Raw genomic sequence first — 23,353 nt, forward strand, 5'->3', positions numbered from 1 at the left:
GACGGGCGCGGTGAACAGCGCAAACGCCTGCGCTCGCCGTGATCTGCGCGCCCCGCGCAGGCCGTTCCGAACCGCGCCCGTCTTGCGGTGCGGAGCAGCGCAAAAAGCCTCCTCACATCATGCATAGTGGCGCATATCACATCAAAGCTGCGATACACGGAGGTCGCTCATGCGTCGGAGAATTGGCACGTTCGGACTGGCGGCAGGAACCGTGGCGGCGGTCCTCGCCACGACGGCATGCGGCGGCGGTTCGGGCGGCGGCGGCTCGAGCGACACCCTTGTGGCCGAGTCCTCCTTCGACCTCCAGACGATCGACCCGGCCCGGCAGTTCGAGTTCACCGGTTCCACGCTCGACAACGCGATCTATCAGACCGCGCTGAAGTTCGAGGACGGTGACCTCTCCAAGCCCGGGACCGGGTTGTGCAGCTTCAAGATGTCGTCCGATCAGAAGACGATGACGCTGACGATGGCCGATGAGAACGCCAAGTTCTCCGACGGCACCCCGGTCTCGGCCGACGACATCGTCTTCTCCTACAAGCGCCTGCAGGGCATCGGCGGAAATCCTGCGTTCTTCTTGGACGGAGTCGACGTCAAGAAGGTCGACGACAAGACGATCACCCTGACGTCAAAGGATCCCAATCCGGCGCTACCGTACATCTTGCCCAACGCCTCCCTGGGCATCGTGAACTCGAAGGTGGTGAAGGAAAACGGCGGAACCACCGATTCGAAGGACAAAGCACAGCAGTTCCTCGACTCGAACTCCCAGGGCTCCGGCGCCTACAAGGTGGAGTCCTACAACGCAGACAGCGAAGTCGTCCTCACCGCGAACGAGCACTTCGGCGGGCAGGCGCCCAAATTCAAGCGCGTCGTCCTGCGCAACGTCGGCGGGGAAACGCAGCTTTCGGATGTGCAGTCAGGCCAGGCCCAGGTCGCATTCGATCTCAATTCGGACCAGGTGAAGAACCTCGACACCGGGCAGGTCAACGTCGCGACCCAGCCGTCGACCCGTTCCCCGTACGTCTTCAACACGGCGAGCAAGGACATCAGCGCCGTCACCTCGAACGCCGATTTCCAGAATGCTGTGCGCTACGCGATCGACTACGAAAAGGTGCAGCAGCTCGCGGGCGAGGGGGCGCAGCCGCTGGCAAGCCTGGTGCCCAACGAGTTCATCGGCCACGTCCCGAAGGACCAGGCGTTCAAGCGCGATCTCGAGAAGGCGAAGGACTATCTGAAGAAGTCCGGCTACAAGGGCGAGGCCATCACGTTCAACTACGCGAGCGACCAGACCGTGAACGGGGTGAATCTGTCCCAGTTGGCAGAGACCCTGCAATCACAGCTGAAGGAAGCCGGGATCGAACTCAAACTGGCCCCGGCGCCGTCGTCGACGCAGCTCGATGCGTTCCGCTCCGGCAAGCAGGCTATGGGCATCGGCTCCTGGGGTGCCGACTTCCCGGACCCGACGAACTACCTGGTCTTCACCCCCGGTGGGACTGTCGCCAAGCGCGTGAAGTGGGAGGCCGGAGCCGCGCCGGAGGTGGAGAAGCTCCAGAAGGAGGCACTCGCCGCCAAGGAGCCGAGCGATCGCAACACCTCGTACAGCAAGCTCTACGCCGCGCTGAACAAGCAGGGCCCGTTCATCCCGGTGGTCCAGCCGGTATCGAATGTGGCAATCAACAAGTCGGTCACGAAGTACGTCTCCAACGCTGACGTCTCGTTCGACTTCGCCAAGGCCGAATGAGCGCGCAGGCACCGGCGGGCCAGAGGCTGCGGCGCGCGCCGCTGCCGCCTCTGGCCCGCTACATCCTCATCCGCCTGGGGATCAGCGCGCTGCTGATCTTCGGCGTCACCGTGGTGACGTTCCTGCTCACCAACCTCGTGCCCGCCGATCCTGCCCAGGCGATTCTGGGCGACCGGGCGGCTGGCAATCCGGAGATCGTCGAGCGGACCCGCCAGGAGCTCGGCCTCGACAAGCCCCTGATCGTCCAGTACTTCACGTACCTCGGCAACCTGCTCCAGGGCGACCTCGGGGTCTCCAACCAGACCCGGCAGCCGGTAGCCCAGTCGATCGCCAACGTATTTCCGGCATCCATCGAGCTGGGCCTCGGCGCCATCCTCATCTCCGTGGTGCTCGGCCTCATCCTCGGGCTGGTGAGCGCGCTCAAGCGCAACACCGCCGTCGACCATGCGATCCGGGCGATCAGCCTGATCGGGATATCCGCCCCGACCTTCTGGATAGCAACGGTTGCCTACTTCGTGTTCTTCTTCAAGCTCCGCGCGGTCCCCGGCGCCGGCCGGTTGGATCCCTGGCTCCAACCGCCGCCCAAGGTCACGGGCCTCTACACGGTGGATGCGCTCGCAGCCGGCCAGTGGCCGGTCTTCGTCAACGCGCTCTCGCACCTGGTGCTGCCCTCGATTGTGCTCTCCCTCTTCACGATCGGGCTGCTCACCCGGTTCAGCCGCTCGAGCGTGCTCGACGTGGTGGGATTGGACTACGTCACCGCCGCGCGGGCCAAGGGATTGCCGCCGCGGACGGTGATCTTCGGCTACATCTTCCGCGGTGCCCTGGTGCCGATCATCACCGTGGTCGGCCTCGCGTTCGGTTCGCTGCTCTCGGGAGCGGTGCTGACGGAAACGGTGTTCGCCTGGAACGGCCTGGGCCAGTACGCCTATCGCGGTGCCACCAAGCTCGACCTCCCGGTGATCATGGGCGTCGGATTGGTGATCGGAATCGTCTACATCGGCATCAACTTCCTCGTCGATCTCATCTACGGCTTCATCGACCCCCGGGTGAGGGTCCGATGAGCGCCCCGCGCGAGACGCGCACCACGGGCCCGAATCCACTGCACGGCTCACAGCCTGCCGACGGCACCGCCGACGGTGCGGCACTGCCGGGGAATGCCCCGGGAGCCGGTGCGGATGCCGTTGCCCGCGGCATCCCGCGATGGCGGCTGCGCGTGCCGACCGCGCTGCGCACGCCGCTTGGCATCGTGGGGGGTGCCATCATCGCCGTCTGGGTGCTCATCGCCCTCTTCGCTCCGATCCTCTGCCCCGCGGATCCGCTCGCGCAGGCCTTTCCTCGGCTGCAGCCGCCGGGTCCCGGAAATCTCCTCGGCACAGACGAGCTGGGCCGCGATGTGCTCTCGCGCGTGCTCAGCGCGGCGCGCACGACCCTGCCCGTGGCCGTGCTGGTCGTGCTGGCGTCCATGCTCGCGGGATCGATCCTGGGAGCGGTCGCCGGCTACTTCGGAAAGTTCGTCGACGAGGTCATCATGCGCCTCGCCGATCTCGTCTTCGCGTTCCCCACGATCATCCTCGCCATGGTGATCGCGGCTGCCCTGGGCCCCGGCCTGAAGAACGCGGTCGTCGCGATCCTCCTGGTCTCGTGGCCCTCGTATGCGCGGGTCGCACGCTCGCTGGTGATGAGCGCGCGCAGCAGCGAATACGTCGTGGCAGGCAGGCTACTGGGATTCAGCGCCCCGCGCTCGCTCGCTGTCGACATCGCACCGAACGTCGCCTCTCCGCTCCTCGTGCTCGGCACGCTGAGCGTCGGCGAGGCGATTCTCACGATGGCGGGCCTGTCGTTCCTCTCCCTCGGGGCGGTCCCCCCGACTCCGGACTGGGGTGCGATGGTGTCGGAGGGGGTGGCGAACTTCTCCGCATGGTGGATCGCACTGTTCCCGGGCCTTGCCATCCTCACTGTGGTCATGGCGTTCAATTTCATCGGCGACAGCCTGCGCGATGCGCTCGACCCGCGCACCGCCAGGACGGTAGGGGAGCAGACGTCATGACGCTGTTGGAGATCGAGGGGCTGTCGATGACGGCCGGGACAGGGTCGGCGGCGCGCCGACTGCTCGACGAGGTGTCCTTTGCCATCAGCCCGGGGACGATCACCGGGGTAGCAGGCGCCTCGGGGTCCGGTAAGACCATGACCGGGCTGTCGGTCATGGGCCTGGTGCCCGACGGCACGCACATCACCGGCAGCATCCGATTCGACGACCGCGAACTGGTCGGCCTGGGCAACCGCGAGTACAACGGTCTGCGCGGGGCCAAGCTCGCGATGATCTTCCAGGATCCCGCGGCTTCGCTGCACCCCATGCTCAGCATCGGCCGGCAGATGACCGATCACCTTCGCTTCCACACGGGCATCTCACGGTCGCAGGCCCGCTCCCGTGCCGCCGAGGCGCTCGAACGCACACGCGTGCCCGACCCGGTGGGTGCGCTGAAGAAGTACCCTCATCAATTCTCCGGTGGCCAGCTGCAGCGGATCGCCGTGGCCTCGGCGATCGTGTGCGAACCGCGCATCCTCATTGCCGACGAGCCCACGACGGCGCTCGACGTCACCGTGCAGGCCGGTGTCCTCCGACTCCTCCGCGAACTGTGCGACGACCTCGACCTGGGCGTGCTGCTCGTCACCCACGATTTCGGCGTCCTCTCGTCGATCGCGGACGACATCGTCGTCATGCAGAACGGCGTGGTCGTGGAGCGGGGACCGCGCGAGGCTACGATCACGGCTCCGCAGCACGCCTACACTCGTTCGCTGATCGAATCCCTGCCCGGATCGGAGGTGCTGCGCTGATGGCCGAGTCCATACTCCAGCTCGATGGGATCACGTGCGATTACCGCCTGCCGGGCGGTGGGCGCTTCCGCGCTGTCGAGGACGTCTCCCTCGATCTCGCCCGCGGTGAGGTATTGGGCCTGGTCGGCGAGTCGGGCTGCGGCAAGTCGACGCTAGCGAAGCTGATCTGCGGGCTGGAGAAGCCGGCGGCCGGTGCGATCGGCTTCGACGGTGCGCGCGTCGAGCGGCTGGGGCTGCGCAGGCGACCGCGGGCACTCCTGGGCATCCAGATGGTGTTCCAGAACCCCTACGCGTCCCTCAACCCGAGGCGCAGAATCGGCCGCCAGATCGAGGAAGCGCTGGCACTGGATGCGGCGCACCGCTGGAACCTGAGCTCGCTGCTCGCCGCTGTCGACCTCCCGCCATCCGCCGCGGACCGCTTTCCGCACGCGTTCTCCGGGGGGCAGCGCCAGCGCATCGCGATTGCGCGCGCGCTTGCGGCCGGCCCGAAGGTGCTGATCGGCGATGAGCCGATTGCCTCCCTCGATGCGTTTCTGCAGTCGCAGATCGCCGGGCTCATGCGCGATCTCGCCGCCGAGTCGGGTGCCTCCCTCCTCTTCATCAGCCACGATCTGGCGGTGGTGCGCGAAATCGCGGACCGGGTCGCGGTCATGCAATCCGGCCGCCTCGTCGAGGTGGGGGAGACGGAGCAGATCTGGCATTCGCCGGCCGCGGCCTACACTCGCACCCTCATCGAGGCGATTCCGCGCGTCGACGGGCGCGGTGTGATCCCAGGTTCCCCTGCCCCTTAGCGTCGCGGTTGCCCACCGCGTAGGCTGAGGTCAGACCCGCTGAAGGAGGCGCCGTGGCCATCATCTACGAAGCAGATCTCTCACCCACCAAGCTCGAGGCGATCAGCCGCTGGCTGCCGCAGCAGGCGTGGGCGGGGCTGTCCGACCAGCCGCAGCTCGAACTCGTGTCGAGCTATCGGTTCGACGACCCCGCCGGCGAGGTCGGCGCCGAGGTGCACCTCGTGCGCGCCGCCGACTGCCCCGAGCGCCTCATCCAGGTGCCGCTGACGTACCGTCCGGCACCCGTGCCGGACTTGGAGGCGGCGCTCGTCAGCCAGATGGACCACTCGATCCTGGGCCGGCGGTGGATCTACGACGGCACGGCCGACCCCGTCTTCGCCGCCGAACTGCTGCGCAGCATCGTCGAGTCCGACACCTCGGCTGATGAATGGGTGCAGAAGGACTCGGGGGAGGAGCGCCGCGACGACGTCGCCGAGGCGCGCGGCACCGGTGCGCCGGGTGTGCACCTGGGCACCGGCCCGGCGGGCGCGGCCGGTGGCTCGGGGCCGCGCGCCCTGCCCGCGGTGCAGGAGACCGACGGGGCCGCGCTCATCGCGTTCGACGGCCACCGCATTGCCCTCTTCCGGTTCCCCGAGGCGGCGGGCGGCGATGCGCTGAGCGCCGAGTCGCACGCGCTGCGGGTGCGCCTGCCCGAGGGCCAGGGTGCCCCCGCTGGCGAGCTCCTCGCCGCGCGCCTCCTCGACTGAGGCCGGCCCCGGGGGCGGGGCACCGGAGCGCATTTGCATCGAGCACAAGCCGCGGCGTGCGCTGCGCAGCCGCGATCGGCGGCGCCGCGGGCCCGTGGACTGGACCGGCGGCGCTGCGGGCCGTGGACCGACGTTCCCGAAGCCCAGCATCCCGGTAACCCCCACACGCGACGAGCGCCGGCCGAGGTGAGTCTCGGCCGGCGCTCGTCGCGTCGGGGGTGCCGCACTGCGACGACCCGGTGGTTCCGGGCGCCGCGGTTCAGGGCGTCCGGTTGAGCTCAGTGGCGCGGGGCGTAGCCCTCGCCGCCGTCCTCGCCGAACTCCGGGCCGTCGAGGGCATCGCGCTGGCGCACCCCGTCCGGGTTGTCGCCCTTCACGCCCTCCTTCGCATCGTGGAGGCGCTCGCGCAGCGGCTCGCGGTCACCGCGGCGGCCCATCGCCTCACCGCGCTCGGCGACGTGGCGCTCATCGCCGAACCCGCCGCGGGCATCGGCACCGCGCACGTCGTCCGGATTGTCGCCCTTGATGCCCTCCTTGGCGTCGTGGGCGCGCTCGCGGACCGGGCCGCGGCCGTCGTCGTGGCCGGCACGGTCGCGGTCATCGCGGAGGCCCTCGTTGCGCACGCCCTCGCCGCGGTCATCGCGCACAGCGTCGGGGTTGTTGCCCTTGATGCCCTCCTTGGCATCGTGGGCGCGCTCGCGCACGGACTCACCGCGGTGGGCATCGCGGTCGTCGCGGCGCACGTCGCGCTCGTCGTGGCGCTCCCCGCGACGGCTCTCGGCTGCCCCGGCAGCTCCAGCGGCGGCACCGCGGTCGTCGCGTCGGCGGCCCTTGTCATCGACATCGGGATCGAGCGCATCGGCCTTCACCTCGCGCTCCTTCACGGCGCGGCGCTCGGCCTCGATCCGCTCGTTCTCCTCCGCCAGCTCGCGCTCGCGACGATCGGCCTCGATGCGGGTGCGCTCCGTCTCGAGGCGCTGGTTCTCCAGCTCGAGTTCGTGCTTGCGCACGTCGAGCTCCTGCTCCTTGTTCTGCTCCCGCATCTCCGCTGCCTTCTTGCGGTTGGCCTCATCGATGCGGCGCTGCTCCTCGCGCTTGCGGGCGGCCGCCTTGCGGGCGGCGATGCTGATGATGGCGATGAGTGCGATGACGACAACGATGCCGACCACGATCCAGATGATCGTCTGCATATCCATTGCGGTACTCCTCTGTCTTCCTTGACGGTGAACGCGGGGCATGTATCCCTGTCAGAATATCCGATGCCCAGCCGGCGCGGCCGGCGGGGATGCGGGGTATTCGCAGGTGGCGCCGCCGCACCGGCACACCCAGCGGAAGAGGCAGCCTCGGACACGAGCCCAGCCCCAGGCGCCGCCGCGGGCTGCGGCTCCGGCCTGCGCCTACGCCTACGCCTACGGTCGGATGAGCGTCATACCCGGCCGCGTGCGCTCGCCCAGCTCCACCAGCGCCTCGGGCACCTCGTCGAGCCCGATGGTCCGCGTGACGAGGTCGGCGGGCCGCAGCGCTCCCGAGGCGACGAGGTCCACGAGCTCCGGATAGTCCGCGGCGGGCATGCCGTGGCTGCCGAAGACGGCGATCTCCTGGCCGATGACCCGGGGCATCGCGGTGACCGGCGGGTGGGCGAAGAGCCCGATCTGCACGTGGCGGCCCAGGGGAGCGGCGGCCAGGAGGGCCGCGTTCATCGTCTCCTCCCGGCCCAGCGCCTCCACGGTCACCGCGGGCCGGCGGCCCGCGGCCGCGACGATCGCGTCCGCGACCTCCTGCGGTGCGAGGCCGGCGGCGTTGACGGTGTCATCGGCGCCGAAGCGCCGGGCGAGGTCGAGCGCACCGTCGGCCACGTCGACCGCCACCGTGCGCGCCCCCAGTGCCCGGGCGATCATGATGGTCGAGAGCCCCACGCCGCCGCAGCCCACGACGGCGGCGGTCTCGCCTCGCTGGAGCCGGGCTCTGTGGTGCAGCCCGCGGAACGCGGTGGCGAACCGGCAGCCCAGCCCGACCACGGCCTCGGCGGGCAGGTCCTCCGGCACCGCGACGAGGTTGTGGTCCGCGGCGTGGATGACCACCTGCTCGGCCCAGGAGCCGAAGTGGGTGAAACCGGGCTGCGTCTGATTCGGGCACACCTGCGCATTGCCGGAGCGGCACTGCTCACACCGCCCGCACCCGCACACGAACGGAGTGGTGACGCGCTGGCCGCGGCGCCACTCGCGCACGCCAGCGCCCACCTGCGCGATTCGGCCGACGAGCTCGTGGCCGGGCACATGGGGCAGGGCGACGGAATCGTCGTGGCCGGCCCAGGCGTGCCAATCGCTGCGGCACAGCCCCGTTGCCTCGACGTCGATGACGACGCCCCCGCTGGGGGCGGTCGGGGAGGGCAGGTCCGCCACGCGGGGGCGCTGGCCGAAGGACTCGAAGAAGACTGCGCGCATGCCCGGCACTCTAATGACCGGCCGGCGCGCGGGCGCGCTCGTCTCATGCGCTCGCGCGCCCGCTCACCAGTCCCGCTGCAGTTCGCTGTCCGCCGCAGCGGCGTGCACGGCCCCTGCGAGCGCATCGAGCGTGGGGGAGTGCATCGTCCACTGGTGCCAGTAGAGGTCGACGTCGTAGGGCTCGGTGCCGGGGATGGGCCGCAGGACGGAGCTGCCCGGGACCAGGCGCCGGAAGGGCGCCGTGGCAAGCGTCCAGCCCAGCTGCCGCGCAGCCCCGAGGACGAGCTGCCGGGCCTCGGGGATGAAGTGCGCGGGCGGGTCCGCCGGCTCGCCGAGCTCGCGGGCCAGGAAGTCGAGCGGGATCGTGTCGCGCGGGTCGTAGCGCAGGACGGGCGCCCGCCCCACCGCGCGGGCCGTCAGCCCCCTGGGGAAGTGGGCGGCGGAGAACCGCGGGTGGGCAAGCGGCCAGTAGCGCCAGGTGCCCAGGTGCTGGGCCGTGGTGCCCGGCGCACCGGCCGGAGCGCTGCTGACGGCGGCCATGGCGATGCCGCGCTGGAGGTAGTCAGCGGCCTGTTGCTCGTCCTCGCGCACGATGTCGAGCAGCAGCCGGCGCGAGCGCGCCACCTCCTCGAGCGCGGGGAGGATCCACGTGGCCATCGCATCGGCGTTGACGACGATGGCGACGCGGGTGAAGCCGCGCACGTGGGTGCGCGCATCGAGGGCGGCCTCCGCATCGTGGGCGGCGATCGCGTACTGCAGTGCCAGGCGGTGGACGATCTCACCCACCTCCGTCAGCGCCACCGGCTTGGTGCGCTGGAGCAGCACGGCGCCCACGTGCGCCTCGAGCGCCTTGAGCCGCTGCGAGACGGCCGAACCGGTGACGCCCAGCTCCGCCGCGGCGGCCTCGATCGTGCCCTCCTCGACCACCGTCGCGAAGGTGTGCAGCTGGGCGGCGGAGAGCCCGCTGAGGTCCGGCATGTGATGCTCCTCACGGTCTGCGATGCGCAGCGGTCCGGGCGAGTGCAAGCGCCCTGGCCAGCGGTGTGGCCGGTGCGGTCCCGGGCACAAATCCTAAGCGGAGCTTAGTTTAGCGAAGAATCATGCGATCGGCTTCGGATGAGGGCGCGCCTAGTGTCGAAGGGTGGCCCGGTCGGGCCGCTTCCACAGCATCGATCGCCTGCGGGCGGGTCCGCCCGCATCCGCAGCCTCGCCAGTGAAAAGGGGTGTCATATGGAGTCCATGAGCATTGTGCTGACCGGGTTCGCCTCCGGTCTCGCGCTGTTCGCCGCAGTCGGCGCGCAGACGATGTTCCTCATCAAGCACGCAGCGGCAGGGCGCCGCATGGCGCCCCTCATCGTCGTCTCGATCGTCTCCGACATGCTGCTCGTCACGCTGGGCGTGGCCGGCATGGGCTCGCTGACCCAGGCGGTTCCGCAGCTCATGTCGATCCTCACGATCGTCGGCGCCGTGTTCCTCTCCGGCTACGGGGCAAGCGCGCTGTGGCGCGCGCTCCGCCCCCGCCGCGCCCCTGAAGAGGGCGCCCGGGAGAGCCTCGATCTCTCCGCCGCCGAGGCGGAGGCCGGGCTCGCCGCGGACCCGGCCGCAGCCCCGGCTCAGGGGGCGGCAGGCGCGCGCCCGGTCGCCGCCGAGTCCACGGCGGGCCCGGCGACCACCGGTCGGGCCAGCACCCTGGTCCGCGAGCGGAGTGCCGCAGCAACCGGGGGAGCGGGCACCGCCGCACCGGCCACCGGGCCGGACGCCGGCGGAGAGGGCCTCTGCGCGGCACACGGCGAGGGCGGCCACGGCCACGGTGCGGTGGGCCGGCTGCTGCGCGGCTCCGGCACCCACCCGATGGTCTCCGCGATCCTCGCGCTGCTCGCGTTCACCTGGCTCAATCCGCAGTCCTACTTCGAGGTCACGGTCATCCTCGGCTCGATGGCCGCGAACTACGGCGACCCGGGCCGCTGGATCTTCGCCGTGGGCCTCTACTGCGCCTCGATCACGTGGTTCGTCGCACTCGGCTTCGGGGCCAAGGCGCTCGGCCGGCTCGTCGTGCGCTACCCGAGGATCTGGCAGCTCCTCGACATCGCAACGGGCTCCGTCATGATCGTGCTCGGCCTCGTCCTCGCAGCGCGTCTGCTCTGAGCCGGCGGGCCGGAGCCCGCGGCGCTACTAGGCCGAGGCGGTGGGCGGGAACCAGCGCGCAGCTCCCGCGCACCGCCCGGCAGGGGCTGCTCGGTGCCTGGTGCCCACTGCCCGGTGACCGCCGCCTCGGGTGCTGACGCCTCGGGCGTCTGCTGGTCGCCGCCGCGGGCGTCCGATGCCACCCCAAACCGGCTGCCCACGGGCCGTCGGGACCGCGTTGCGCTGTGTGACACCGGCGGCCACGGCGCGCGGCCCGGTCGCTAGGGTAGGGGAATACCTGAGCGCGGGAACGCGTTGGCCACCTATCGTGGCGATGCCCGAACCGGACATGCCGGACAACGGACAGGATGAGCATGATGCCGTTCAAGAACTCGCAGAACTGGGCACTGGCTGCTCGCTTCGAGGCTCTTGACTGTCTCATGCTCGCAGGCGCCACCACGCGAATGTGAGCCCTGGGCACTCGCCCCCGCTCTTCGCGGAGCCGGACGCCGTCCATCTGACTCCCGTGCACCGCGGCCCTCGTCGGCCGCCGCACCCGCGCCCTGTTCGGGGCGGGTGCCCCGCGCGCCCCCGCACACTGCCGGGGAGGCCCGCGCGGTCCAGGTGAATCGGGAGCACTCGCCTGAGTCCAGGAGTGCACCGTCATGTCCGAGCCCCCCGCACCCCCACATCCCCACCGCAGGCGCACCGTGCGCCCGCAGCCGGGTGAGCACACCCCGCCCAACCGCTCCGATCGGCCCGGAGAGCCCCGCAGCCGACTCCCCGCTGGGCGCAGTCCCCGCCGCCGTCCGCCCCGCAGCGCGCGCAGCGTGCTCACCGCCACGGTCATCGCGGGCATCGCCGGCGCCATGGCGCTGGCCGGGTGCGGTGCCCCCGCCCAGGCCGGAGCGGGTGCCAACCGCCTACGTCTGGCCTTCGACTCCGACCCGCAGTGCATCGACGGCCAGCAGATGGGCAACAACACGGCCCTCACCGTGGCCCGCCAGCTGACGGACTCGCTGACCGATCAGGATCCCGAATCGGGGGCGATCGTCCCGTGGCTCGCCGCCTCCTGGCGCGTGAGCGCGGATTCCAAGACGTTCGACTTCACCCTGCGCGACGGCGTCCGGTTCTCCGACGGAACGCGCTTCACCGCGGAATCGGTCAAGGAGAACCTCGAGGGGATCGCCGGGCTCAGCGCCAAGGCCCAGCTGGGCTCCACGTACCTGGCGGGCCTGTCGAAGGTCACCGCACACGGCGAGCACCGCGTGACCGTCGCCTTCTCCGCGCCCAATGCGCAGTTCCTCCAGGCCACCTCCACGATGACCTTGGGCATGTACTCCCACGCCACCCTCCAGCGCAGCCCGGAGCAGCGCTGCGCGGGCAGGATCGAGGGCACCGGCCCCTTCACAGTGGGCCGCTACACACCCGGCGACGGCGTGAGCCTCGAGCGCCGCGCCGGCTACGACTGGCCCTCGAGCCGGGCCCTGCACGTGGGCCCCGCCCACGTAGACGGCGTCGACATCGGCATCGTGCCGGAGTCCAGCGTGCGCACCGGCAGCCTGTCGGCCGGCGACATCGACGTCGACACCGCGGTGCAGCAGCAGGACGAAGAGGCCCTCGAGGCCTCGGACTTCACCATCGCAGCCCGTGCCAACCCGGGGCTCGTCTACTCGCTCATGCCGAACGAGAAGAACGCGATCCTCGCCGACGCCGACGTCCGGCGCGCGATCGGCGCGGCCGTCGACCGGCCCGAACTCGCGGCCGTGCTGTCCCACCACCAGGCCCCCGCCACCTCGCTGCTGGCGAAGTCCACGCCCGGCTACCGCGACCACTCCGCACAGCTGGCACACGACCCTGCCCGCGCGGCGGCCCTGCTCGAGCGCGCCGGCTGGCGGGCCGATCCGGCCACGGGCATGCGCAGCAGGAACGGCACGCCGCTGCGGCTGAGCGTGCGCTACTGGCAGACGGCGCCGTTCATCGAGCTCGTCGCGCAGCAGCTGCGCGAGGTCGGCATCGACCTGCAGCTGAAGAAGTCGACGCTGGCGGAGACCACCGCCGCGCGCGCCGCCGGCGACTACGACCTCGAGTTCTCCAACCTCACCCGTGCCGATCCGGACATCGTGCGCACCCTCTTCGATGCCCGCGGCCGCAACATCAACCAGCGCGCCCCCGGCCGCGTCGAGGAGCTGCTCAACGCCTCGGCGGCCCAGCCGGACCAGCGCAGGCGCGGTGCGCAGGTGGACGGCGCCGTCACCGAGCTGCTCACCGCAGGCCACGCGATCCCCCTCGTCGAGCTCTCGGGCGTGATGTCCGTGCGCCCCGGCGTCCGAGACCTCGACTTCGACGCCTCCTCGCGGCTCCAGCTCTACGACACGAGCCTTGCTGCCGCCGGCGCCCAGGCGCCCACCAGCATGCGGGCGCCCGCCGCCCCTCAGGCTGCCGACTCCCGGGCCGCCGCCGCTCATGAGGGGAGCCGCCCATGAGCGCGCGCGGCACCGGTGCGCGCGGCGCGGCGCTCTTCGCGCTGCGGCGCGGCCTCCACGGTCTCGTCGTCCTCTGGGCGGCGTACACGCTGAGCTTCCTCATCCTGTCCGCCCTGCCCGGCGACCCGGTGACGATCATGCTGGGCGCCGCGGGGCAGGCGGCCGGAACCCCCGAGCAGGTCGCGGCCCTGCGCGCCGAGCACGGCCTCGACCGGCCGCTGGCCCTCCAGTACCTCGTGCAGCTGGGCGGGATCGTGCGCGGTGACCTGGGCACCTCGTACACCTCCGGCCAACCCGTCGCGAGCCTCATCGCCGCCGCCGTGCCGACCACGGTGGAGCTGGCGGTCTGGACGCTGCTGTTCGCGCTGCTGGGCGGCGGCGCCCTGGCGCTGACCGCCTCGGCTTCCCGCAGCCCGCGGCTGCGCGGCCTGCTCGCGGCCCTGCCGGGTCTGGGCGCGTCCCTGCCCACGTTCTTCACGGGCCTTGTGCTCCTGCAGGTAGTCGCCTTCCGCCTGCGGCTCATCCCGGCACTCGGCGCCCACGGCTTCGCCGGCGTCGTCCTACCGGCGCTGACCCTGGCCCTGCCGATCGGCGCGATCGTGGCGCAGGTGCTCTTCCGCGCCCTCGAATCGGCATGGGATCAGCAGTTCATCACCACCTACCGCGCAGCGGGGCTCAGCAGGCCCCGCCTGCTGCTCGCACACGCCCTGCCGGTGGCCGCGCTGCCGCTGCTCTCGATCGCCGGAGTGCTCGCGGGCCAGCTGCTGGGCGGGGCCGTCGTCGTCGAGACGGTCTTCACCCGCAACGGCCTGGGCCGCCTCGCACAGACGGCCGTGGCCAATCAGGACATCCCCACCGTCCAGGGCATCGTCGTCCTCTGCGCGGCCGTCTTCGTCCTCGTCAACCTCGCGGCCGACCTGCTCTACCCGCTCGTCGACGCCCGTACCCGCCCCGCCGCCGACCCGCGGGCCAGGCGCACCCCGCTTCGCCGCAGCCGGGGGCGCACCGCGCCCCAGCAGCCCGCCGTCCTCCAGGAGGCCCGCCCATGAGCACCACGGCTCCCAGCACCGCGGGTTCCAGCCAGGCGGTTCCCAGCCCAGCGGCCACCGCTTCTCCGGCCCCCGCCTCGGCGGCGGCCGACGGCATCCCCGCTGCCGCAGTGGCGGCCGACGCCCACGGCAGCCACACCGCACCGGCCCGGTTGCCCCCGGCACGGTGGCTGTCCCGCCTGCCCCGCCCCAGTGCGGGCACCCTCCTCGCCGCCACCGTGCTCGTCCTGGCGCTCAGCTGGGCGCTCGCCCCCAGCGCCTTCGCCCCCGGCAATCCGCTGCTGGGCCAGCCGCGCGAGCGCCTGCAGGCCCCCGGCCTCGCCCACTGGTTCGGCACCGACCACCTAGGCCGGGACGTCTACACGCGCACCGTCCACGGCGCTGCGGTCTCGCTGGGCACCACGGCGCTTGCGGTCCTCGCCGCATTCGACATCGGATCGGCGGCCGGCGCCACCGCGGCAACCGCCGGCGGCGTGGCCGAATCGCTCATCATGCGCACCGTCGACGTCGCACAGTCCATCCCCGGGCTACTGCTGTCCATGGCGGTCGTGACGGCGCTGGGCTTCGGGCCCGTGGCCATCGCGCTGGCCGTGGCCGCGTCGTCTGCGCCTGCCTTCGCGCGGATCGCCCACGGGGAGGTGCTGCGCTGGCGCTCCTCCCTCTTCGTCGAGGCCGCCCGCCTCAACGGCGTGGGTGCAGTCCGCACGGTGGTGCGCCACGTGCTGCCGCACGCCGCCGGCCCCGTGCTCGCCCTGGCGGCGGTCGAATTCGGCACCGCGATCCTCGCCGTGTCCGCGCTGAGCTTCCTGGGCTACTGGGCCCCGCCACCGCAGCCCGAATGGGGTCTGCTCGTCTCCGAGGGACGCGACTACCTCGCCAGCGCCTGGTGGCTCACGGCCCTGCCCGGGCTGGCCATCGCCGCCGTCGCCCTGTCCGTCAACCACCTCGCCCGCCGCATCGGAGCCCAGAGGAGGCCCGCATGAGCCGCACCGCACCCGCGCCCGTCCTGGAGCTGTCCGACCTCACGGTGGCCTACCCAGCGGCCCCCGCTCCCGCAGTCGACGGTGCTGCGCTCACCGCCCGGCCGGGCCGCACCGTGGCGCTCGTGGGGGAGTCCGGCTCCGGCAAGTCCAGCCTGGCGGCCGCCGCCGCGGGACTCTCGGTCCCCGGCGCCCGTGTGCGGGCCGCCGTCCACACCGTGGGCGGCGTCGACATGCGCGGCGCCGGGCAGCGGGCTTGGCGCGCGGTGCACGGCTCGGTGCTGGGGTTCGTGCCCCAGGACGCGGGCACCGGGCTCAACCCGGTGCGCTCCGTGGCCGGCCAGCTCGCCCACACGCTGCGCACCCGCGGCGCCCGGCGCCGCGAGGCCGCGGAGCGGGCCGCCGAGGCGCTGGCCGGCGTCGGCCTCGAACCGCGCCTGCACGGGCGGCGCCGGCCGCACGAGCTCTCCGGCGGCCAGCGCCAGCGCATCCTCCTCGCACTCGCCCTGGCCGGCGAGCCGCGGCTCGTCATCGCCGACGAGCCCACCTCCGCCCTCGACGTCACGGTCCAGCGCCAGGTCCTCGACCTGCTGGCCGAGCGGACCGCGCGCGCCGGGGCGGCCCTCGTCCTCATCACCCACGACCTGGGGGTCGCGGCCGATCGCGCCGATGACGTCCTCGTCATGTCCGGCGGCCGCATCGTCGAGGCCGGGACCGCCGCGCAGGTGCTGGAATCCCCACGCGAGCCCTACACGCGCCGGCTGCTCGCGGCGGCGCCCGGCCTCGATGCGCCCCGGCTCATCGCCGCCCCGCGCGGCGGGCCGGCGCAGCCCCAGGAACCGCCGGTGCTGCGCGCCGCAGGCCTCGTGCGCGACTTCGCCCACGGCGGTGGGAGCGTGCGCGCCGTCGACGGGGTGTCCCTCGAGCTGCCGCGCGGGCGCACACTGGGCATCGTCGGCGAATCCGGCTCCGGCAAGTCCACGACGGCCCGCCTGCTGGTGGGCCTCGAACCCGCGGACGCGGGAGAGATCGAGCTGCTCGGCGCCCCCGTCACCGGGCGCCGGGCCGAGGCGGTGCGCCTGGCCCGCCGGGTGCGCTTCGTCCACCAGGATCCCAGCGCCTCGCTCGATCCGCGCCGCAGCGCCGGCGACTCGATCGCCGAGCCGCTCGCGGGCTTCGGAATCGGCACGCGCGCCGAGCGCCCGGCGCGCGTGCGCGCACTCCTCGAGCGCGTCGCACTGCCCGCCGACGCAGCCCGGCGGAGGCCGGGGGAGCTCTCCGGCGGCCAGCGGCAGCGGGTGGCGATCGCCCGTGCCCTCGCCGTCGACCCGGAGGTGGTCGTCCTCGACGAGCCCGTCTCCGCCCTCGACGTCTCCGTCCAGGCGCAGATCCTCGAGCTCCTCGCCGGACTGCAGCGCGAACTCGGGCTCTCCTACGTCTTCATCAGCCACGACCTGGCGGTGGTGCGCCAGATCGCCCACGACGTCCTCGTCATGGCCCAGGGGCGGGTCGTCGACGCCGGCCCCACCGAGGAGGTCTTCGCCGCGCCCACCGCGCCCACGACCCGCGCGCTGCTCGCCGCCGTGCCCGGCCGCGCCCAACGACCCCCGTCCGCTGGACCCGCCACGGCCGCCGGGGCGGCCCCGCCGGGCGCTCCCGCGTCGGGGCCGCCCGCCGCCGGCCGCTCGCACCTCGTCCCGTCGCACCCCGACCGCAGTCCCGACCCTTCGCAACCGCCCAGCCGCACCGCAGCACAGATCGGAGCACGATGACACAGCGCCAGGTCCACCTCGCCGCCCACTTCCCGGGCGTGAACAACACGACCGCCTGGTCCGACCCGCAGGCCGGGTCGAACATCGCGATCGACAGCTTCACCCACCTCGCCCGCACCGCCGAGCGCGGCCTCTTCGACTTCTTCTTCCTGGCCGAGGGCCTGCGCCTGCGCGAGCACAAGGGGGAGATCTTCGACCTCGACGTCGTCGGCCGGCCGGAGACCGTGACCGTCCTCGCCACCCTCGCCCAGGCCACCGAGCGCATCGGCCTGGCAGGCACGCTCAGCGCCACCTTCAACGAGCCCTACGACTTGGCGCGCAAGCTCGCCACGCTCGACCACGCGTCAGCCGGCCGGGCCGCGTGGAACGTGGTGACGACCTCCGATGCGTTCACCGGCGAGAACTTCCGCCGCGGGGGGTTCCTCGCCCACGCGGACCGCTACCTGCGCGCGGAGTCCTTCATCTCCGCTGCGCGCACCCTGTGGGAGGCGGGCACAGACTCCGCCGGGGGCGACTTCGCCTACCGCTCCGACTTCTTCGACATCGCCGGGCACTGGCCCCTGCCGCGCTCGCGGCAGGTCCACCCGGTCGTCTTCCAGGCGGGGGACTCGCCCGCAGGCCGGGACTTCGCGGCCGGCAGCGCCGACGTCATCTTCACCCGCCACTCCTCGCTGGCCGACGGCCAGGCCTTCGTCGCTGACATCGACGAGCGCCTGCGCGGCTACGGCCGGGATCCGGAGTCGCTCAAGGTCTTCCCGGGCGTCACCTTCGCGCTCGGCGACACGGACGCCGAGGCGCGGGAGGCCTCCGCGCACATCCGCCGCCAGCAGGTGTCCGGGCCCGGTGCCATCGCGTTCCTCGAGCAGACGTGGGGCCGCGACCTCACGGCCTATGATCCCGACGGCCCGCTGCCCGACATCGAGCCCGACTTCGACAACGAGGGCCTCGCCCGCGGCCGCGTGCGCCATATCAAGGACCCGCGTCCCACAGTGGAGAAGTGGCGCGCCCTCGCCGAGGCCAAACGCCTGTCGATCCGCGAGCTCGCCATCGAGGTCTCCGCCCGCCACTCGTTCGTGGGCTCCCCCGTGACGATCGCCGAGGAGATGAACCGCTTCGTCCAGGCCCGCGCGGCAGACGGCTTCATCCTCATCCCGCACCTGACCCCGGGCGGCCTCGACGCGTTCGTCGACCGGGTCGTCCCGGAGCTCCAGGAGCGCGGCGTCTACCGCGACGACTACCCGGGGGATACGCTGCGCGCCAACCTGGGCCTGCCCGCGGCCCGGCCCGAGGCGGACTGGGAGGCGCAGCGGCGCACGGCCCGTGCCTCGGCGGCCCACGAGGATGGGCTGCCGCGCAAGGAGGGCGCCCGTGGCTGAGGTCCTCATCATCTCCGGCAGCCCCGCCGCGCCGTCGAGCACGGACGCACTGCTCGAGCACGCGGGCGCGCACCTGGCGGCCACCGGCCACAGCGGCTCGCTGCTGCGGGCGCGCGAGCTGCCCGGCGAGGCGCTGCTCGCCGGCGACACCGCCCACCCGCAGCTCGCCGCCGCCCTGGACCGGGTGGCAGGCGCGGACGCCGTCGTGCTGGGCTCGCCCGTCTACAAGGCCACGTACACCGGGCTGCTCAAGGCGTTCGTCGACCTGCTGCCCATGGACGCGTTCGCGGGCAAGCCGGTGCTGCCGTTCCTCACCGGCGGCAGCCCCGCGCACGTGCTCGCGCTCGACTACGGGCTCAAGCCGCTGGCCGTCACGCTGGGCGCCACCCACGTGGCGGACGGCCGCTTCGTGCTCTCCGCCGCCATCGACAAGCACGTGGACCCGGACGCCGGCGGCCCCACGCTCACCGATCCGAAGGTCGCCGACGACATCCACGCCGCGCTCGCGGCCTTCGAAGCCGAACTCGACCTGCGCGCCCCCGCCGCCCGGCTGGCGCGCCGCCACCAGGAGGCAGCCTCATGACCGCACCCGCACAGCCGATGACCGCCGCGCCCAGCCCCGCTCGCCCGGTGCACGCGCCCGCCGCCGTGCGCATCCCCCTGGCCGCCGCGGCCGAGCCCGCCGCGCAACTGGCGCAGCTGCGCGAGGCAGCCCGGCGCCTCGAGGCTGCGGGGGTCACGTGGCTCGTCCTGGGCGATGACGGGCAGTCCGGCTTCGACGCCGTGACCGTCGCCGGGTGGCTCGCCCCGGCCACCGAGTCCATCGTGCTCGTCCCCGAGGCGCCCGTGACCCACGCGGAGCCGTTCCACCTGGCAACCGCCACCGCGACGCTCGACCACGATTCGCGCGGCCGCGCGGGCTGGGCGCCGATCGCCCAGACGAGCGAGGCCGCGGCCCGGCTAGTGGGTCGGCGGCCCGCCGCGACCGCCGGCGCGGCGTGGGCCGAGGTGCCCGTGGTCGCCGAGGCGGTCACGGCGCTGTGGCACTCGTGGGAGCCCGATGCGATCGTCCGCGACGCGGCGACCGGCCGGTTCGTCGACCGCGAGCGGCTGCACTACGTGCGCTTCACCGGCACCGATTCCGTGGGCGAGGAGTTCACGATCACCGGCCCGTCGATCGTCCCGCGCCCCCCGCAGGGCACGCTCCCCACGCTCATCCGCGTGACCGGCCCGGAGACGGCCGAGGCCGCGGCACAGGCGGCGGACATCGTCGTGCTCGCCGAGGCGCCCGGCGCAGCCGGATGGGATGCCGCGCCCGCGGAGGACCGCACCGTCCTGCGGGCACTGCACGCCCAGGAGCTGGACACCGCCGGGGCCGAGCTGTCCGAGGTACTCGTCGACGTCGCCGATGCGGCGGGCGCGCTGCGCCTGGCCGAGTGGCTGGGCAGTGCCGAGCGCGGCGGGAATGCCCCGGCCCAGGCAAGCGGGCGTGCCCCGGCCGAGGCAGGCGGGTCCGAGACGGAGCTCCAGAACGGCGAGCCCCGCAACGGAGAGCAGGGGACCCCGCGTTGAGCGCTGCGCTCGCGCAGGCCCCTGCGCGCCTCGTGTTCGTGGGAGGCGGGCCCAAGACGACGGGCCTGCTGCTCGCCCTGGCCGCCCTGGGCCGGGCGGATCGCGGTGCGCTGCCCACCCGCCTGCGCATCGATGTCGTCGAGCCCTGCGAGCCGGGGGCGGGCAGGATCTGGCGCCGCGACCAGGACCCCAACCTGTGGATGAACTCGCTGGCCGAGGACGTGACGATCTTCGCCGACGACACGCTCGAGCCCGCGCCCGTCCCGGGCCCCAGCCTGCACGAGTGGGCCGGGGGCACGCTGTCCGCCGGGGAGTTCGCCCCGCGCCGCAGGCAGGGCGACTACCTCACCGCGGCGTTCGACGCTGCGGTGGCCGCGCTTCCGGACGGGCTGAGCGTGCGCGTCCACCGCGGCACGGCCGCGCAGGTCCGCAGGGCACCGGGCGGGCGGCAGGAGGTCACGGTCGAATCTGCCCACCCCGGTCAGGAGGGAGGCCAGGGCAGGCCGCTGCGCCTGAGCGCGGATGCCCTCGTGCTCGCCCAGGGCTTCGTGGAGGTCGAGCCCGACGCCGCCACGACGGCACTCCAGCGCGCGGCGCGCGCCCGCGGCCTGACCTACGTGGCACCGGGTTACACCGCTGACGTGGACCTTCGCGTGCTGCCCGCGGGCGCCGATGTGCTGGTGCGCGGGATGGGCCTTGCCTTCATCGACGCGCTCATGATGCTCACCGCCGGGCGCGGTGGCACGTTCTCCCGGGGTGCGGACGGCCGCCTGTCCTACGCCCCGAGCGGCCGCGAGCCCATCCTGTGGGCCGGTTCCCGGCGGGGCGTGCCCTACCGGCCCAAGCTCGGCTACCGGCCGGAGGGGATGCGCCTGGCACCGCCGCGCTACATCGGCGCCCAGCTGCTCGAGGCGCTGCGCGGGGAGGACGGCTTCGTCAGCGTCGAGGGCTCCGCGCTGCCGCTGCTCGAGGCGGAGATGGCCGCCGCGCACTACATCGAACTCGCCGGCCGCCACCCCGAGCGGGTGAGCGCGAGCGCCGACGACTTCACGGCGCTCATCGATCGGCAGGTTGCGGCGCTGGTCGCCGGCGATGCCGCCGCGCGGCGCGCCGCGCAGGAGGCACTGGACGCCCTGGTCGAGCGGGCGGTTGCCCAGCCGGCCGACCGATTCGACCTGGGCGCCCTCGATCGCCCGCTGGACGGTGTGCGCACCGATTCCGCCGCCGCCCTGGGGGAGGCCATCGCGGACCATATCGAGGCCGAGCTCGCGCGCGCGGCGGACCCGCACTTCTCACAGGACTCCGCGGTCTTCCACGCGCTCGTCTCCGGGTACTTCGCGCTGCGCGAGCACGTCAGCTCGGGGATCTTCACCCCCGAGGACCGCATCCGCAGCTTCGACGGTCGGCTGCACGGGCTCTTCTCCTTCCTGGCCTCGGGGCCGCCGCCCGAGCGGCTCGAGGCGCTGCTCGCGCTGGTGCGGGCGGGCATCGTCCGCTTCGTCGGGCCGGACATGAGCGTCGAGGTGGGCGACGGCGCATTCGTCGCCCGCTCCAGCGGCCACGGCGAGGCGCTGCGCGCGCCCGCCCTCCTCGAGGCCCGGCTGGCGCCCGTGAGCGCGGCGCGCGCGGCCGACCCGCTGCTGCGCGGCCTCCTCGCGGAGGGCTCCCTGCTCCTCGAGGCAGGCGCCGGGCACGCGGCGAAGTTCGTCACCGCCCCGAGCGGGCGCGCTATCGGGGGCGATGGCCGGCCGGTGCCCGACCTCTTCCTCGTGGGCCCGTCCGTGGCGGGGTCCGTGGGCGAGGCGTTCGCGCGGCCGGGCACGAACTCGCGCGTCTTCCGCGACAACGCCCGGCTGGCGAGGGAGATCGCCGGGCAGCTGGCTCAGCCCGGTGCGCGCACGGGCGACGCAGGGGGCGCCGGTACCGGTGACGCCGGGGCTGAAGCGGCCGGCGACGATGCGGCCGGTGGTGACGCCGAACAGGCCGGCACCGAACCACACGGCACCGAACCGCGCGATACCGAACACGCCTGCGCCGAACCGCGCGGCGCCGAAACGGGCCGGGCCGCGAGCGCGGCTGCACGCCCGGCCGGGCGCGCCCGGCGGCGGGTGCGGGCGCTCAGCCGGTCGGCGCCTCGGCCGCGGTGAGCGCGCCCCGCGGGCGGGAATCGAGTCGGCGCAGGCCGGTGACCTGATCCTCGCCGGCTGTCAGGCGCTGGTGGGGGTCGACGATGACGATCCCGTGGCCTTCGGCCGTGAGGCTGCGCATGCCCGTGAGCAGCATCTTCGCCCCCGCCTGGGCGATCGAGGGCACGAGCGTGAGGTCGATGATGACGTCGTCGCTGCCCGGCGGGATCTGGGCGAACCGGCGCAGGGCCATCTCGGCCGTGGGGAAGTCGAGGACGCCCTGGAGGGCGACGAGCTTCGAGCCGTCGGCGTGCGGCAGTGCTGGCCGATCGCATTGATCGTGGGCGCGGGGATGGCCATCATGTGCATGCCCATGTCCTTGCTCATCTGCTCGAAGGCCTGGACACCGCGCACCGAGTTGCCGAACGCGTCGAGGCGCGGGGAGAACGTGCCGATGCCCACCTGTCCGGGCAACGCGCCCAGGATCCCTCCGGACACCCCGGACTTGGCGGGAATGCCCACGTGGGAGAGCCAGTCGCCGGCCGCGTCGTACATGCCGCAGCTCGTCATGACGGCCATGACCTGCTGGGCGATCTCCGGGCTGACGACGCGCTCCTGGGTGAGCGGGTTCACCCCGCCGCGTGCCAGCGTCATGCCCATGACGGACAGGTCGTGGACCGTCACCCGCACCGCGCACTGGCGGGTGTAGCCCAGCACCACGTCGTCCGGGTCGTCCTCGATCTTGCCCGCGGCGCGCATGAGGGCGGCCAGCGCCAGGTTGCGCCAGGCGTCCTCGAGCTCGGAGGCGCAGGCGCCCTCGTCCACCGTGAGCTCGCGCCCGGCGAACTGGGAGAGGCCCTCGACGATGAGGGCGGAGCGCTGGGCCGCGGAGGCATCGGGCCCGCCGATGAGCGCGTGCGTGGTGAGCGCCCCGATGTTGATCATGGGGTTCTCCGGCCGGCCCGTGTGCTCGTCGAGGGAGATCTCGTTGAACGCATCGCCGGAGGGCTCCACGTCCACGGCGGCGTTGACGGCCTCGAAGCCGCGGTCGCGCAGCGCCAGCGCGTAGGCGAAGGGCTTCGAGATCGACTGGATGGTGAATTCGCGCAGCGCATCGCCGGCGGAGTACTGCGTGCCGTCGGGGGTGCACAGGGCGATCGCGAAGGGCTCCGGGTCGGCCTCTGCAAGCTCGCGGATGTAGTCCGCCCGCTCACCCGAGCGGTTGTCGAGGCAGCACTCGTAGATGTCGTCGAGGTAGGTGGTGACGGGGGTCTGCATGGTTGCTGCCTCCTGGGATCGGGTGCCTGTTTC

19 protein-coding genes and 1 pseudogene are annotated in these 23,353 nt (G+C 72.9%); 15 read left to right on the plus strand and 5 right to left on the minus strand.

The genetic code is table 11. From position 1 onward, the window contains the following. Positions 1 to 169: 169 nt before the first annotated feature. Genes GSY69_RS01025 through GSY69_RS01050 form a run of 6 tightly spaced genes read left to right on the plus strand, consistent with a single transcriptional unit; the run spans position 170 to position 6,113 of the window. Positions 170 to 1,738 (plus strand): ABC transporter substrate-binding protein, encoded by a 1,569-nt coding sequence (locus GSY69_RS01025; protein ID WP_160952064.1) that lies wholly within the window; start codon positions 170 to 172, stop codon positions 1,736 to 1,738. Continuing rightward, positions 1,735 to 2,802 carry an ABC transporter permease gene (locus GSY69_RS01030; protein WP_160952065.1) on the plus strand — a complete coding sequence of 356 codons (1,068 nt, stop codon included), beginning with the start codon at positions 1,735 to 1,737 and terminating at the stop codon, positions 2,800 to 2,802. Before GSY69_RS01025 ends, GSY69_RS01030 begins: the two co-directional genes overlap by 4 nt. Further along, a complete protein-coding gene (locus GSY69_RS01035; RefSeq protein WP_160952066.1) occupies positions 2,799 to 3,788 on the plus strand; it encodes an ABC transporter permease in 990 nt (329 codons plus the stop codon). Before GSY69_RS01030 ends, GSY69_RS01035 begins: the two co-directional genes overlap by 4 nt. Then, on the plus strand, positions 3,785 to 4,576 hold the full coding sequence (locus GSY69_RS01040) for an ABC transporter ATP-binding protein (RefSeq protein ID WP_160952067.1): 792 nt from the start codon (positions 3,785 to 3,787) through the stop codon (positions 4,574 to 4,576). The genes GSY69_RS01035 and GSY69_RS01040 overlap by 4 nt, the downstream gene beginning before the upstream one ends. Continuing rightward, positions 4,576 to 5,367 (plus strand): ABC transporter ATP-binding protein, encoded by a 792-nt coding sequence (locus GSY69_RS01045; RefSeq protein ID WP_160952068.1) that lies wholly within the window; start codon positions 4,576 to 4,578, stop codon positions 5,365 to 5,367. Before GSY69_RS01040 ends, GSY69_RS01045 begins: the two co-directional genes overlap by 1 nt. A gap of 53 nt (positions 5,368 to 5,420) precedes the next feature. Continuing rightward, positions 5,421 to 6,113 (plus strand): maltokinase N-terminal cap-like domain-containing protein, encoded by a 693-nt coding sequence (locus GSY69_RS01050; RefSeq protein ID WP_160952069.1) that lies wholly within the window; start codon positions 5,421 to 5,423, stop codon positions 6,111 to 6,113. Between the two features lie 278 nt (positions 6,114 to 6,391). Here GSY69_RS01050 and GSY69_RS01055 read toward each other — a convergent pair whose 3' ends face one another. The 3 genes from GSY69_RS01055 to GSY69_RS01065 all read right to left on the minus strand — a co-directional run bounded on the left by GSY69_RS01055 (position 6,392) and on the right by GSY69_RS01065 (position 9,535). Beyond that, the gene (locus GSY69_RS01055) at positions 6,392 to 7,309 is read right to left on the minus strand and encodes a hypothetical protein (protein WP_160952070.1); all 918 of its coding nucleotides are present in this window, start codon (positions 7,307 to 7,309) and stop codon (positions 6,392 to 6,394) included. A gap of 213 nt (positions 7,310 to 7,522) precedes the next feature. Further along, on the minus strand, positions 7,523 to 8,557 hold the full coding sequence (locus tag GSY69_RS01060; protein WP_160952071.1) for an alcohol dehydrogenase catalytic domain-containing protein: 1,035 nt from the start codon (positions 8,555 to 8,557) through the stop codon (positions 7,523 to 7,525). A 63-nt stretch (positions 8,558 to 8,620) separates the two neighbouring features. Then, a complete protein-coding gene (locus GSY69_RS01065; RefSeq protein WP_160952072.1) occupies positions 8,621 to 9,535 on the minus strand; it encodes an ArgP/LysG family DNA-binding transcriptional regulator in 915 nt (304 codons plus the stop codon). A 261-nt stretch (positions 9,536 to 9,796) separates the two neighbouring features. Here GSY69_RS01065 and GSY69_RS01070 point away from each other — a divergent pair, with 261 nt between their 5' ends. The 9 genes from GSY69_RS01070 (at position 9,797) to GSY69_RS01110 (ending at position 22,063) form a co-directional block, all read left to right on the plus strand. Continuing rightward, positions 9,797 to 10,702, plus strand: coding sequence for a LysE/ArgO family amino acid transporter (locus tag GSY69_RS01070; protein ID WP_160952073.1), 906 nt, complete (start codon positions 9,797 to 9,799; stop codon positions 10,700 to 10,702). 644 nt (positions 10,703 to 11,346) lie between these two features. Further along, positions 11,347 to 13,167 carry an ABC transporter substrate-binding protein gene (locus tag GSY69_RS01075; RefSeq protein WP_202410713.1) on the plus strand — a complete coding sequence of 607 codons (1,821 nt, stop codon included), beginning with the start codon at positions 11,347 to 11,349 and terminating at the stop codon, positions 13,165 to 13,167. Further along, complete coding sequence (locus GSY69_RS01080; protein WP_160952074.1) at positions 13,164 to 14,216, plus strand: ABC transporter permease; 1,053 nt, start codon at positions 13,164 to 13,166, stop codon at positions 14,214 to 14,216. Before GSY69_RS01075 ends, GSY69_RS01080 begins: the two co-directional genes overlap by 4 nt. Further along, complete coding sequence (locus GSY69_RS01085; RefSeq protein WP_160952075.1) at positions 14,213 to 15,199, plus strand: ABC transporter permease; 987 nt, start codon at positions 14,213 to 14,215, stop codon at positions 15,197 to 15,199. Before GSY69_RS01080 ends, GSY69_RS01085 begins: the two co-directional genes overlap by 4 nt. Then, entirely contained in the window at positions 15,196 to 16,968 is a 1,773-nt protein-coding gene (locus tag GSY69_RS01090; RefSeq protein ID WP_160952076.1) for a dipeptide ABC transporter ATP-binding protein, read from the plus strand. Before GSY69_RS01085 ends, GSY69_RS01090 begins: the two co-directional genes overlap by 4 nt. Then, positions 16,965 to 18,344: an NtaA/DmoA family FMN-dependent monooxygenase gene (locus GSY69_RS01095; protein WP_160952077.1), complete on the plus strand. Its 1,380-nt coding sequence runs from the start codon at positions 16,965 to 16,967 to the stop codon at positions 18,342 to 18,344. The genes GSY69_RS01090 and GSY69_RS01095 overlap by 4 nt, the downstream gene beginning before the upstream one ends. Beyond that, positions 18,337 to 18,927 (plus strand): NADPH-dependent FMN reductase, encoded by a 591-nt coding sequence (gene ssuE, locus GSY69_RS01100; protein ID WP_160952078.1) that lies wholly within the window; start codon positions 18,337 to 18,339, stop codon positions 18,925 to 18,927. Before GSY69_RS01095 ends, ssuE begins: the two co-directional genes overlap by 8 nt. Continuing rightward, a complete protein-coding gene (locus tag GSY69_RS01105; protein WP_202410714.1) occupies positions 18,924 to 19,916 on the plus strand; it encodes an LLM class flavin-dependent oxidoreductase in 993 nt (330 codons plus the stop codon). Before ssuE ends, GSY69_RS01105 begins: the two co-directional genes overlap by 4 nt. After that, positions 19,913 to 22,063 carry an FAD/NAD(P)-binding protein gene (locus GSY69_RS01110; protein WP_160952079.1) on the plus strand — a complete coding sequence of 717 codons (2,151 nt, stop codon included), beginning with the start codon at positions 19,913 to 19,915 and terminating at the stop codon, positions 22,061 to 22,063. The genes GSY69_RS01105 and GSY69_RS01110 overlap by 4 nt, the downstream gene beginning before the upstream one ends. Here GSY69_RS01110 and GSY69_RS15315 read toward each other — a convergent pair. Next, positions 22,035 to 22,577, minus strand: a complete 543-nt coding sequence (locus GSY69_RS15315; protein ID WP_407924997.1) for an STAS domain-containing protein — start codon at positions 22,575 to 22,577, stop codon at positions 22,035 to 22,037. The genes GSY69_RS01110 and GSY69_RS15315 overlap by 29 nt on opposite strands. After that, a pseudogene (glsA, locus tag GSY69_RS01115) lies at positions 22,463 to 23,320 on the minus strand (glutaminase A); the annotation flags it as partial. The pseudogene glsA and the gene GSY69_RS15315, both read right to left, overlap by 115 nt. Positions 23,321 to 23,353 lie beyond the last annotated feature (33 nt).

The organism is Brevibacterium rongguiense (genome assembly GCF_009857845.1).
Lineage (GTDB): Bacteria > Actinomycetota > Actinomycetes > Actinomycetales > Brevibacteriaceae > Brevibacterium > Brevibacterium rongguiense.